10 protein-coding genes and 1 tRNA gene are annotated in these 12,973 nt (G+C 34.7%); 2 read left to right on the top strand and 9 right to left on the bottom strand.

The features are described 5' to 3' along the window. Positions 1-123: 123 nt before the first annotated feature. From C1638_RS15255 to C1638_RS15275, 5 genes are all read right to left on the bottom strand, one after another. Positions 124-978: a mechanosensitive ion channel family protein gene (locus tag C1638_RS15255; RefSeq protein WP_109622338.1), complete on the bottom strand. Its 855-nt coding sequence runs from the start codon at positions 976-978 to the stop codon at positions 124-126. 397 nt (positions 979-1,375) lie between these two features. Then, complete coding sequence (locus C1638_RS15260; RefSeq protein WP_109622340.1) at positions 1,376-2,110, bottom strand: SDR family NAD(P)-dependent oxidoreductase; 735 nt, start codon at positions 2,108-2,110, stop codon at positions 1,376-1,378. 98 nt (positions 2,111-2,208) lie between these two features. After that, positions 2,209-2,562: a preprotein translocase subunit YajC gene (gene yajC / locus C1638_RS15265; protein ID WP_109622342.1), complete on the bottom strand. Its 354-nt coding sequence runs from the start codon at positions 2,560-2,562 to the stop codon at positions 2,209-2,211. 4 nt (positions 2,563-2,566) lie between these two features. Continuing rightward, complete coding sequence (locus C1638_RS15270) at positions 2,567-3,073, bottom strand: DUF1573 domain-containing protein (protein ID WP_109622344.1); 507 nt, start codon at positions 3,071-3,073, stop codon at positions 2,567-2,569. A 1-nt stretch (position 3,074) separates the two neighbouring features. Then, positions 3,075-3,980 (bottom strand): transcription antitermination protein NusB, encoded by a 906-nt coding sequence (locus tag C1638_RS15275; RefSeq protein WP_109622346.1) that lies wholly within the window; start codon positions 3,978-3,980, stop codon positions 3,075-3,077. A 91-nt stretch (positions 3,981-4,071) separates the two neighbouring features. On the opposite strand from C1638_RS15275, the gene C1638_RS15280 reads away from it, so the two are divergent. Both C1638_RS15280 and C1638_RS15285 read left to right on the top strand, forming a co-directional pair. After that, positions 4,072-5,733 carry an ABC transporter ATP-binding protein gene (locus C1638_RS15280; protein ID WP_109622348.1) on the top strand — a complete coding sequence of 554 codons (1,662 nt, stop codon included), beginning with the start codon at positions 4,072-4,074 and terminating at the stop codon, positions 5,731-5,733. 99 nt (positions 5,734-5,832) lie between these two features. Beyond that, on the top strand, positions 5,833-6,168 hold the full coding sequence (locus C1638_RS15285) for a DUF3276 family protein (protein WP_066754807.1): 336 nt from the start codon (positions 5,833-5,835) through the stop codon (positions 6,166-6,168). Between the two features lie 125 nt (positions 6,169-6,293). Here C1638_RS15285 and C1638_RS15290 read toward each other — a convergent pair whose 3' ends face one another. The 4 genes from C1638_RS15290 to bshB1 all read right to left on the bottom strand — a co-directional run bounded on the left by C1638_RS15290 (position 6,294) and on the right by bshB1 (position 12,966). Further along, a complete protein-coding gene (locus tag C1638_RS15290; protein ID WP_109622350.1) occupies positions 6,294-11,339 on the bottom strand; it encodes a DUF4132 domain-containing protein in 5,046 nt (1,681 codons plus the stop codon). A 26-nt stretch (positions 11,340-11,365) separates the two neighbouring features. Continuing rightward, positions 11,366-11,800 (bottom strand): hypothetical protein, encoded by a 435-nt coding sequence (locus C1638_RS15295; RefSeq protein ID WP_109622352.1) that lies wholly within the window; start codon positions 11,798-11,800, stop codon positions 11,366-11,368. Between the two features lie 335 nt (positions 11,801-12,135). Then, positions 12,136-12,211 (bottom strand) — tRNA-His (locus C1638_RS15300). A 35-nt stretch (positions 12,212-12,246) separates the two neighbouring features. Next, positions 12,247-12,966, bottom strand: coding sequence for a bacillithiol biosynthesis deacetylase BshB1 (gene bshB1 / locus C1638_RS15305; protein ID WP_109622354.1), 720 nt, complete (start codon positions 12,964-12,966; stop codon positions 12,247-12,249). Positions 12,967-12,973 lie beyond the last annotated feature (7 nt).

A 12,973-nucleotide genomic window follows, 5' to 3' on the forward strand; every position in this document is an offset into this window, starting at 1 on the left:
AATATAAAGGTATAAAAGTGAACTGTAAAAACAATTGTCATTTGACAACAAAGTCTTTTATTTATGAAAGAAAAATCCTGCATTATTATTAATGCAGGATTTTTCTATTATTTGAAATCAACGTTATATTGATTGCTTATTATAAATATGAACATCTCTTTGTGGAAATGGAATTCCAATTCCCGCTTTATCAAGGGCTTCTTTGCAGTCAATGATAATCTCTTCATTCATTTTCCAAAAGTTTTCTGTAGAAGAACTAACTCTTATTGATAAATTAATTGCACTATCACCAAGCGTTGTTACTACTACCTGTGGTGCGGGATCTGTAAGAGCATGTTGATTATTCTTAATGACCCCCATTAATATATCTTTGGTCTTCTTAAGATCAGCATCATAAGCAACTCCGATGTCTAATGCTGTTCTTCGGGTACCTAGCTGGGTAAAATTAGTAATACTGTTGTTTGAAACTACTCCATTTGGAATAACAATTAAGTGGTTTTGCGGTGTAACCAACTTCGTATGAAAAATATCTATCGCCTGTACTGTTCCTGAAACACCAGAATTGGTAGAGATGAAGTCTCCTATTTTAAATGGTTTTAATAATAATATAAGAATTCCTCCTGCAAAATTAGTCAAAGATCCCTGCAACGCTAGACCTACTGCTAAACCAGCCGCACCAATCATGGCAACAAACGCTGAGGTTTGTACTCCTAATTGAGTTACTACAACAATAAAAAGCAGAATATTAAGAGCCCAATTGATAATATTTAAAAGAAAATGCTGCAATGAGGCTTCCATATTACGTTTTTGGAACCCTTTTGCGGCAAGCTTCTTAATCATTCTTATCATCCATGAACCAATCAGATAAATCAGTAATGCAGAAACTACTGCCGTAAAAATTCTTGGTGCCCATGCAATTGCTGAAGAAATTAAGGTATCCCAATGTTGCTGAATGTTGTTCAATTTTAAATCGTCCATTTTATATACTACTTATTTTTATACTAGTCTATCAACTATTAATTTCCTTGGCAAAAAAGGATTTTAAAATGAAATTGAACAAAAACACAATCTGTTTTCAAAAGAAAATCTAACCCTAACCTTTAGAGTTAAAGTCAATAGTATTTTATAACTGAAAATAGATTGATAGCAGAACAGATTTTTTCCGCTTTACCAATGATCATTTTAGAAATTTCTTGCCGGGAAGAAATAATTTGACTTCTATAATAACAAAAAAAATACCGAAGTATCTTTTCCAAAGATTAAAATCTATTATTTATTTAAAAAAACAACAATTTTTTCTAATTCGAAACATATAAATAGAAAATAGAAGTAACTGTTTTTTATATTTAAAAGACATTATTTCTCATCCTTTTAACTAAGGAAGTTTTGCGGCTAGACTTTCCGGTAAAAGCCTAAGAATATGATAAATTATTTTCCATTTAAAATTGGGAACGATGGTGAAAGAATTTCCTGCATTAACGATAAATTTCGCCACATAATCAGGCTCCATGATCAAGGATTCATTAAGTTCTAATCCTTCATTAATTTTTGTCCTGATATAACCTATAACCAAAGCATTAACCGCTATTTTCCGTGAAGCTAATTCCTGTCTTAACCCTGCAAGATATTGTGTAAAAGCTGCTTTTGTACTTCCGTAAACAAAATTACTTTTTCGTCCTCTCACTCCTGATAATGAAGATAATCCGATAATTCTTTCCAGATTACTGTTGTTTTTATCCATGGCAATAATGCTCAGGATAGAAACTCCACCCATATAATTGACTTCCATCATTTGTTTTGCTCCTTTAAAATCAGTCAGTGCTTTTTGATTATCTACCAAGAAACCGGCAGCATAAACTACGATATGAGGCTTTACGGAAAGTTCTGAATAAAATTTCTGATGAGAATCAAAATCAGCGGCATCAAAATACAAAACTGAACACTTCGATTGATCCAGATTATTGGTCTGAATAAAATCTTCCAAAGATTTTGTATTTCTGGATGCAGCCATCACGGAAAAACCTTTTTCAAGATATTGCTTGATACATTGTTTTGCCACGTCTGAATTAGCGCCAAGGATAAGAACAGTTTTGTTTGTGTTTTGATTCATGGGGCAAAGATAATTTCTTTTTTAAAAGGATAAGGCATAAAAAAGCTGCGGCGGGTGAACTTTGTTCACCCGCCGCAGCTTGTATTTTTCAAACTGAATTATTTATTCTCTTCAGTTGTTGTAATAGTTTCTTTTTTATCAGCAGTTTTTGCTTTATCTCCAAAACGAGTTTCTGTCATTTCTCTGGAAACAGCTGCTTTCTCAAATTTCAATTTTCCTGATAATGTTTCGATTACAAAACCATCATCCTGAACCTGAGCAATTCTTCCGTGAAGACCAGATGTAAGAACTACTCTTGTTCCTACTTTAAGGTTTTCCTGAAAGTTTTTTTCCTGCTTCTGCTTTCTCATTTGAGGTCTTATCATTAGGAAGTAAAACCCTACAAACATCACACCCATCATGATCAGCATCATTGGTGAAGATCCTTGTGCTTGTAAAAATAATGTCAACATATTGTTATGGTTGAATGTTCGCTGTGAACGTTAATTTAATTGGAGCTTTCTCTACGTTTGCAAAAACATCTGCATACTTCTGAACGTTTCCGTCAAAGTTTGAAGAGTCAAAATGCAAAGTAATTTTCCCTTTTTTACCCGGCATGATTGGTTCTTTTGTAAAATCAGGAGCAGTACATCCGCATCCAGGCTTTACTTCAGAAATAATCAAAGGATTTTTTCCTGTATTGGTAACTTCATACACGTGTTCTACTTTGTCTCCTTTTTTGATTTTTCCAAAATCGAAGTTGCTTTCAGATAAAGCAATAGAAGTAGATGGCTCATTAGAAACCGGTGCAGCAGCTTCCCCTGCAATAGGAGCAGCAGCAGAATCTGTAATTACTGGAGTTCCAGCAGTTGCAGAATCAGTAACAATAGTTTCAGGGCTTTGAGTTTCCTTGTTTTCTTTTTTACATGAAACTAAGCCAAAGCCTATAATTGACAAGGCGATAATTGATAACGTCTTTTTCATTTTATATTCTATTTTGATCTTTACAATATTTATCTAAAATACCATTAATGAAGATATTTGAACGGTCTGTTGCAAATACTTTAGCAATCTCAATATATTCATTAATAATAACTCTTGAAGGGGTAAAAGCAAAGTTATCAAGCTCTGCAATTGCAGTAGACAAAATTACTTTATCCATTAGAGAAACTCTTTCCAGATCCCAGTTTTCTAATCTTTCTCCAAGTTTTTTCTCATTGATTTCCCAGTTATTCAGGGTATCTCTCAATAATTTACCAGCGAAAGTTTTATCCTCTTCATCTTTAATCATCTTGATTAAAGTTCTGCTTTCTTCATCTTCTCTTAGGAATCCGATTGTTTTTTGTACCATTGAGTTGGCAATATGAATATCATCATACCAAGAAAGTTCCTTATCTCCAAGATAATCATGAAAATCATCATTCTCAGCAATATATCTTAAGAATAATTTCCCGATAAATTTCTGATCTTCTTCAAAGGAATATCCTTCTTCTTTCATGAAATCCTGATAACGTTTCCCAGCAGTAATTCTTTGGAAAGTTTTCACCAATAAATCATCATGCATATCCCATTTCAGCTGCTTGTGCTGACCTGTGAAAAACAATCTTTCTGGATTCTCTTCCAGTTTAAGCAATACTTGGTTATTGATGAATTTTTGGTTAGGATTGATGTCTGCATCGGTTTTCAGATACTTATTTTTCCCGATTTCAATCTGATGTTCCGCTAAATCTTTAAGTCCTACTAAAAAATTAAGCTGATAGATATAGAGATAATAGATTTTCTCTATTCCAGCGAACATGTTTTTCTCTAAAACATCAAATTTCACAGGATTCTGATAGTATGAATACACTGTCTGTACTACTTTTTCACGGATTTGTCGTCTTCCTAACATTCAAAGAGCTTTTTTATGACTGCAAAGATACAAAATTTAAAATTGATTGAATTCGTAGTGTGACTACATTTTTGTAAATTTGTAAAACTATATGAAAGCGCTAAAAACCTTAAACCCCTATTTTTGGAAACACAAAATACTATTGTTTTGGGGGGTATTATTTATCATTGCCAGTAATTTTTTCAATATATATAAAGTTCAGTTTGTAGGAAAATCTGTAGATGAACTTACTAAGAACGGGAACCTTGGCTTCAACCATCAGGTTTTAATTTATGTTGGAATTATTGTGGGCTGTTCACTTTTAACGGGATTTTTCACCTTTATGATGAGGCAAACCATCATTGTGGCCTCCAGAAGAATTGAATATGAACTTAAGAATAAAATCTACAGACATTATCAGGATTTGTCGTTAACGGATTACAAGCAAACAACTATTGGAGACTTGATGAACAGATTGAGTGAAGATGTTGTTGCCGTAAGAATGTATCTTGGCCCTGGGGTAATGTATGTTGCCAACCTGATCGTTCTTGTTCTGATTACGGCTATTTACATGGTGAAAACAGATGCGTCCATGACTTTATGGACCTTGCTTCCCCTTCCTATTTTATCTTATGCTATTTATAAGGTAAGTTCAATTATCAATAAAAAATCGAAAGTGATGCAGAAGAGTCAGTCTGCTATTTCAACTTTTGTACAGGATAGTTTTTCAGGAATTCGTGTTGTGAAATTTTTTGCAAGGGAAAAATATATTCAAAAAAATTACGGGATCAAGGTAACTGATTATCAAAACAAGGCTTTGGATCTTGCCAAAACTGAAGCCTATTTCTTTACTATTATTCTATTTGTAATTGGATTGTTGAATGTTGCCGTTATCTGGATTGGAGGAACAAAATACATTGCAGGAGAGTTAAGCATCGGTAAAATTGCTGACTTCTTTATGTATATTAATACGTTGATTTTCCCATTCTCTATGGTGGGTTGGGTAACTTCTGTAAATCAAAGGGCAGAAGCTTCCATGCAAAGGATTAACGAGTTTATGGATAAGGAATCGGAAATCGTTAATACGAATTTCGAGAATTATCCTATCAAGGGAGATATTGAATTCAAAAATGTATCTTATGTATATCCTAATACAGGCATCAAAGCACTGGATAATTTGAGCTTTACAATTAAGGCCGGTGAATCATTGGCCATTATGGGTAAAACCGGAAGTGGAAAATCTACCATTGCACTCCTTTTATGCAGATTGATAGACCCTACTGAAGGAGAAATTTTGATTGATGGTAAAAACCTGAAAGATCACAATCTGACTAATTACAGGAACTTCATTGGATATATTCCTCAAGAGAGTTATTTATTCTCGGACTCCATTGAAAATAATATAGGTTTTGCGATTGATCATCCATCTCACGAAAAGGTGGTGGAGTATTCTCAGATTGCAGATGTACACAAAAATATTGTTGAGTTTAAGGAACAATATAAAACACTTGTTGGTGAACGCGGAGTGATGCTTTCGGGAGGACAAAAGCAAAGAATTTGTATAGCCAGAGCCTTGATCAAGGATCCAAATATCATTATTTTTGATGATTCTTTATCTGCTTTAGATACGGAAACAGAGCAGAATATTCTTGAAAATATTGATAAGAAAATCAGTAATGCTACCTCCATAATTATCACACACAGAGAGTCTAGCGCTCAAAAAGCAGATCAAATCATCAATCTAACCGAAATTGCCAATTCTGTAACCGCTTAGCTGTTTCGTTCTCAATTGTTAAATAAATCATAAAAAAAATTTTGTGATTAAAAGAATTCTTTTATATTTGTTCTTAACAAGATTAAAAAATATCTAACAATGAGTGAATACAAGGAACGCCATGAAAATGAGATTTTCACGAAGGTGTTAAAAGCAGGGAGAAGAACTTATTTCTTTGATGTGCGCGAGACGAAAGCAGGAGATTATTATCTTACAATCACTGAGAGTAAGAAAAATTTCGGAGAGAATGGGGAAGCTACATTCGAGAAGCATAAAATTTACCTTTACAAGGAAGATTTTAAGAGTTTTCAGGAGATGTTTAATGAGTCCACAGATTTCATCATTAATGAAAAGGGTGAGGATGTAATTTCAGAAAAACATGACAAAGACTTCAAAAGCAAATCTTACACAATAGATTCTGACGAAGAAGTTTAAAAAAGAATATCTAAAAACACAAGCATCTGAAAAAGATGCTTTTTTTATGCCTACAAACCAAGATGTTCACTCTTTATTCAAAAACATAAAAAAGGTGTACTTTTCAAAAAAGTACACCTTTTATTTTAAACATATTCGCGCTTTATCTGCGAAAGTATGGTTGGATCTTGTATTTCATTATCCTTAGCCAGTAATAAGACCTTTGATAATACTTCTGCTGACTTCGGATCGTCATCTGCAAAAGGTAAGAACAGCCTGCCTCTATGCTGGGAATGAACTGGTAGTATAGACAGATACTTGCCCGGAACCTGATGTACTACTGCACTTCCTAAATGGACACTATATTCTGCCATCTGCCCTTTCACAAGTACATGAGAGCCATCAATCCTTATATTATCCAGCTTAAATAAACGTGCTGTTTCTTTCATTAATACAGCTCTCATTTCAATAGAAGAATGGCTTGCCTCAGGATCTACATCTCCTACATGAGCTACTGAAACAACTAGATCTACATCTCTCATTACCTCTGAAAACAACCTCGGATTAATCTCTTCAAAAGGTATATTCTTGTAATCTTTTAATGAGTGGAATTCTATTGTTTCCAAGGTTGGGCTTTCCACATCTGCCGGAGAGAACCAGTCAGCCATTGCATATAACTTAACCTGAAAACCTTCTTTATGATACACTTTTTGTAATCCGTCTTCATAATCTACTTTCCAGCCTCTTGTTTTAAGCAGTGCTAAAGTTTGTTTTGGCTGAATCTGATGTCCTGCATATCGGCGTGAAATAGATTTTTCTTTTAATTCATCCGGCGTTGGAACGTACAATTCTCTAAATATCTGCTTAAATGGCTGTATCAATTTTTCTTTAAAACAATAATGCTGATAATCACTCCAAACAGAATTCTGATGTAGATCTACACAATGCGCGATACGCAAGGTATTTTCTTCATTCAATTCCTGAATTTCACCATGAGCATTCACCAAACCTCCATCGTGGAAGAATCCTATTTTCTGATTATTGGAAATAAATACAAGCTTTTCCAGATGTTTTACGATAACAGGATGTTCAAAAAGGGTCTTGATCTCTTTTAAAAAGAATTCATCACCTCTTATCATGGCTTCCTCCAGCCCTTTTCGGGAACGCGTCCATTGTTCGCGCATGATCTTACGATTATTACCCAACTCCATGATCGCTTTATCTTTCTTAATCTTTGGTGGGATAGATTTCAGTTGTTTATCATCTCTGAATACAACCAATTCTGCTTTTCCATTATCTTCTATAATTAAACCTACTGTAACTCCATCAATGGTAACTTGGGTATCTTTTGATAATAGGGACTGAATTTGTTTGGTTTCCATTGCCCAGGTTAATCGGATAGGATCGGGATATCCTGCATTTCTGGCAAGGTTTTCTAGTGCAACACGAATAGCCAAAGCCTCACTTGTTTGCTTCATGGAACCAAACTCCTTACTTTCTTTCTTGAATTGCTGAATATATTCATATCGGCTCAGAACATCTTTCTCCGGATTGGCTTTACTTAAAGGGACAAGTCCGTATACACGAAGATAGTCCTGATCACGCTTATCTTTTACTTTTGCCGTTACCTCTTTTATTTTTAAGCTTCCAGCCAATGTATCAGAATAAAGTCTTGCTCTTCTGTGTCCATTTCCATCTGATATATATTTTGCAGACTCATAAAGCATTTCCCAACGGGCTTTACCGAGTTCTTTATATGCTTTTGTAAACCAGTCTTTATCTACCGCACCATCTTTAAATTCCTGAATGTCTACTGATGAATATTTAGCAACTTCACTTTCCAGTTTTGCATTTTGGGCTTCATAGGCACTGGTTTTAGTATGAGCATGCATCCACCAGATCGCTGAATCTAATCCTTTCCAACCTAAATAATTGCTTATCAATTGCTGCCATTGCGGAGCATAGACTGCAGCCTGTATTAAACGAAGTTCTGTAATCTTTTCTTTTTTTATGATCTCATCAAATGATTTCTGAGTATCACTTTCTAAAGGATAGCAGTTGGAAATAAGCCAGGAGAAAAGTTTTTGCTTGGTCATGCTTTCATTTCCATAACTGTATATATAATTGGCATATAATCCGGATTTACCTAATCCTTTTAAGATCTGAACGAAACGATGGGTTCCATATATAGATCTAAACTGCTGTACAAAGTGTGAAACCGAAGTATTAGCGTCTCCACGAATCAGCTCTATATCCAGAAACTTATCCTGAATTTCTTCAATCATAGGTTTCAGGAAAGGAAACAATTCTACATATTTTTCATTATTATAATTGGATTTAATTGTTGTAAGGTCACTTATAGCTGAATCAGCAGTTAAAATTCCCTCAAACAATTCTTCTTTTGTAATAACGTTTAATTCAAAAGCTTTACAGAAGAAATAGAAATTAGGAACAAACTTTTTAATGGTTTCCGGCAATCCATTATATTGCATCCATCTGTATAAATTCCATTGCTTGATATGCTGTTCATCTGTAAGATTCTTCTTAGGGATAGACAATAAAAAGGCATCAAAAAAGCCTAGTTGCTGCCAGCCGTTTCCCTGATCCCGGTAATAATAATCTCCACTGTCTTTTCCCTTATAGTTAATAACATCTTTTGGAAGATTGGCAAATAGTGTACTACAAGCATCTATTGCAAAATCTACTACTTCTTCAAAGACGAATTTATATTTTAATGAACCCAGAATCCTCATAATAGGGTTCTCCCAATAATAAGTTCCTTTTGTCGGGTTAGGAATAATCTCTTTATGATAGAATATATAGTCTTCCAGAAAGTCTCTAAAGACTTTTCGGTCACAACTTTCAGCAAATGTCAACAAAAATAAATCTCTAGGTAGCATTTCTGAGTCTTTAAACCATTGTTCCCATACTTCATGCAGAGGATAATTTTCAGCTAACTGCTGGGGAGTAAACCCTTCTGTATTTCGTTTTATTTCCCGGAAAGTATTTCCCATTAATACTTTGGCAACAGAATTATCCCATTCTTCAGACTCGTATTCATGGTCTTTATGCTGGAGGAATAAATCATTGAGTTTTTTTAATTCTTCTTTTATCTTGTCAATGGATATTGTAAAGCCATACTTATTATTTTTGGTAGCCTGTACATATATTGAATTTGCTTCTACTTTTGGTAATGCATACTTTGAAATTACAGAGGGATCATAAAATCCGAATCCGTTTTCAGCGGAAAGTACGATTTGATCTCCAGATGGATTAATCTGCGCAAGTAAGCCTTTTTCTCTTTCTGAAATTTTTGATCTTTCAGAATACTGCTGTGTCCAACGGATAATCTGAGAAGATACTCTTTTCCCTTGTTGAAGCTGAAGCATAATATCCAAAGATGCTGCTCTCTGTTCCACATCGCCTTTAGTCATTAATTCTTCAACTAATGGTATCACTACGTCATCTTTCTGTTCTGTAACAAGTTCTATAAGCTTCTTACGGAGTACACCGCCTTTTCTTTTAAACATATCAAAGAAAGTCATAATTTCTTCTTTGTTTAAAGGATTTTGAAGCAAGATATTAATTCCTGAAGCAATCAATGATTCTCCTCTGTCTTTTATAATTTTAAAAGCAAATTCCTTTTGGAAAGGAGTCACTGCTTTTTTCTTTTTTCCTAGCCCATAAGAAAATGAATAGCAATAAAATTCATCTAAAATATTTCGGGTTAGTAATTCTCGCAACGCAAGATCAAACTGATCAAAGTAAGACAAAACTATATCCAGTTTATTGCTGTCTTCTCCTACAAGATAAAACATGGAAGCATACAAATCGCTCTTCTTGAATGTCACATTTAGCCACGAGAATATTTTTCCCTCAAATTTCTTTTCTTTTATCTCTATTTTCTGCGTCAGCTCGTGTAGTTTTTCAAAGAAGTCAGGATAATCTGCGTTATTAATAAAGAATTTAGAATTGGTATTGGCCCCTAATAATTCTGACATATGGCTTCCTGCAAATGCCAGTATCTCCAAGTTCCCCTCCAGCACAGCCTTATAATACAAAGGCATTTGAATGTAAGGATCACCTGTTTCTGTGGCAAATTTTATTGCAAGACATTTTTTTTCTACACTTCCTTTGTCAAACAGGAAGTGTAAGTAAGGAACGGTTTTATCCACATCCCATACGCCTTGTACCCAAAGAGCCATATAAACTTCATTATTATTCTTACTTTTAATAGCATCAGGAACAAGTTCCGGATTACTGAAGTAAGTATGAGCCAACGATACGATATTTTTTACTACTGATTCTTTTTCTGTTTCCCAGCCCAATCCGGTCCAGGTATCTATAGAACGTACAACAGACGAAAAACGGGTAAGTTTATGTTCTACAATCACGTTGGTCATATATTCCAAAGCTCCTATACTGGTTTCATCCAGAGCTTCCAATATAGTTTGTCTTAGACCTTCTTGTCGCTGTGCAGCCAGTAAAAGTTTTTCCACCAATTCCCAACAATGCTTCTGTTCACTATTGAGTAAAGCCTTAATGATGTTTCTGGAAACCTTTCCCTCCGTATGTTTATTAAAAATAATATCTTCGATTAATTGATAAATGGCTTTATTCCCCGAATCAATTGCTGCTGACCAAACATAGAACTGACTTGAATTATTTGCCACCTCATTATCATAGATAATCTGTTCTTCCAATGATAAATTATAATTCTGATCATACCTGTCATAGGAGTAAACATTTGGAACCCGAAGCAGTTCTCTCATCAGGTTTGCCTGATTCATCAATATATATCTCTCATTATGAGGAGCACGAAACGAACGACGGAAATAACTTGTCTGATACATTTTGTAAGGCATTCTGTTCCAGGCATGTTTCACAAGATCAGCATTCTCTCCAAAATAGTAAATCAGGAGTTTATAGTAATCTGCATCTTCCCAAATATCAGGTTTTATATAATCTTTCAGCTTCTCTGCTTCTTTTGAACCCAGAGTAATTGCCTGATAATAATTCGTCTTCCCCATTAAGAATAAACCTAATTCTGCTACTTCTTTCTTAAGCATGGGTTTATCCGGAAAAACCTGTGTAGACAAACCTTTCTCAGCTTGCTCTACCAGATCTTTTCTTAGTTTTTCGTAATAATTCTTGATTAATTTTTTCGATTCTAATTTTTTTGTGATTTCCATGTATGTTATGACTTAGTATAGTTTGGTTACCAATAGCTCCCTGCAAGAAATGTGAGCCTAATAAATGTAAATGTATGTTTTAGCCCCAAATCTATGGTTTGGGTAAAGCTTTCAAGTTGTTCTTCATTGTAAAACACAGCAAACATACCATCTTCAAAAGCCTGAATGGCATTTTCTTGTGCTTTTTGCGGGTCTGCTTTTTTGAGATTATAGATACTTCCAAAACCTAATTTACCAGTATCTGTGAGCAGATTCAGGTAATTATCCTGCGGAATTTTAGCATAGTCTTCATCTTCCAGCTCAAAAGATTTTGTATTGAACTCATCTACTTGCTGTTGAACGATTAGTTTTAATAAATTTTCTAAGGTGATATTGGCCTCTTCGTAGGCGATCTCAATATTTTGTTCCGAAAGAACAGGGTGTTTCTTCCCCAACTGCTTTACAGTGACTTTTATTTCCATATTTGAACTTAGTGTGACTAAATATAGTAAAATTTCGCCGTGCTATTGTATCAATTTGAGATTTTGTAATGAATATCAAGAAAAGGAGATGGAACTTTAAATATGAGTGGTAAAAAATATTATTAATATTATTTTTTGATTAAAATCATTTGATCATTAGATCCAATAGAAACAATTACCTCGCAACAGATAATACCCTTTTTAGGTGCCGGCATGAGGAGTATGAGTAAATAGCGAGAAAAAGCTATTAAGAAAAAATAAAAAAGTGGGGGTTATTTTCTGATCGAAATAGATGTAAAATAAAAAAGTACACTTTTAAAAAGTGTACTTTCTTTGGGTGAATGAGGGGTCTCGAACCCCCGACCTTCGGAACCACAATCCGACGCTCTAACCAACTGAGCTACAATCACCGTTTTCTGAGTGCAAATATAGGACAATTTCCTCAACTACCAAACAATTCCATCAAAATTTTTCAAAGAAATTAACTTCTCAGACGTAAATCCCTCAGCATAAGTAACTCCCGATAACCGCCCTAAATCCTGAGCACGGTACGTTAAGCTTTCATAAAAGTCCTTTGTTGTAATTGGAGTTTCAGGTTCCTTAGAAGTTGGGTCATAAAATTGGGTTTTATAAGCCATACATGCTTCCAGTTTTTTATCCAGATGCTCTGATATGTCAATAACAAACTCAGGTTTGATGTCTTTCCACTGAATGTAATGAAAAACATGCTTCGGTCTCCATACCTCCTGAACTTCTCCATCCTCAGTCGTTTCAATTTTTCTCAGTCCGGACAAAAAGCACGCATCTGACACTAATTTCGCTCCTTTTGCATGGTCAGGATGTCTATCATCAATTGCATTAGCTAAGACGATTTCCGGGCGGTATTTGCGAATCATTTTTACAATCCTCATTTGGTATTCTTCAGAATTTACCAAAAAGCCATCTTTCATTCCCAGATTTTCTCTTGCAGAGAGTCCCAGTATATGAGCAGCATCTGCCGCTTCTGCTTTTCTTGTCTCATCCGTACCTCGTGTACCAAGTTCTCCTCTGGTAAGATCTACCACTACACATTTTTTACCCTCTGAAACCATTTTGGCAATAGTTCCTCCACATCCCAGCTCTACATCATCAGGGTGTGCTCCAAAAGCAAGTATATCAGTTTTCATAGAATCA

Origin of the sequence: Chryseobacterium oncorhynchi (assembly GCF_002899895.1) — a bacterium.
GTDB classification, from domain to species: domain Bacteria; phylum Bacteroidota; class Bacteroidia; order Flavobacteriales; family Weeksellaceae; genus Chryseobacterium; species Chryseobacterium oncorhynchi.

Coding starts and splice junctions, on each gene's coding strand:
- bshB1 (WP_109622354.1), bottom strand. CDS start 12,966: ATGAAAACTGATATACTTGCTTTTGGAGCACACCCTGATGATGTAGAG.
- C1638_RS15275 (WP_109622346.1), bottom strand. CDS start 3,980: ATGTTAGGAAGACGACAAATCCGTGAAAAAGTAGTACAGACAGTGTAT.
- yajC (WP_109622342.1), bottom strand. CDS start 2,562: ATGTTGACATTATTTTTACAAGCACAAGGATCTTCACCAATGATGCTG.
- C1638_RS15270 (WP_109622344.1), bottom strand. CDS start 3,073: ATGAAAAAGACGTTATCAATTATCGCCTTGTCAATTATAGGCTTTGGC.
- C1638_RS15255 (WP_109622338.1), bottom strand. CDS start 978: ATGGACGATTTAAAATTGAACAACATTCAGCAACATTGGGATACCTTA.
- C1638_RS15290 (WP_109622350.1), bottom strand. CDS start 11,339: ATGGAAATCACAAAAAAATTAGAATCGAAAAAATTAATCAAGAATTAT.
- C1638_RS15280 (WP_109622348.1), top strand. CDS start 4,072: ATGAAAGCGCTAAAAACCTTAAACCCCTATTTTTGGAAACACAAAATA.
- C1638_RS15295 (WP_109622352.1), bottom strand. CDS start 11,800: ATGGAAATAAAAGTCACTGTAAAGCAGTTGGGGAAGAAACACCCTGTT.
- C1638_RS15260 (WP_109622340.1), bottom strand. CDS start 2,110: ATGAATCAAAACACAAACAAAACTGTTCTTATCCTTGGCGCTAATTCA.
- C1638_RS15285 (WP_066754807.1), top strand. CDS start 5,833: ATGAGTGAATACAAGGAACGCCATGAAAATGAGATTTTCACGAAGGTG.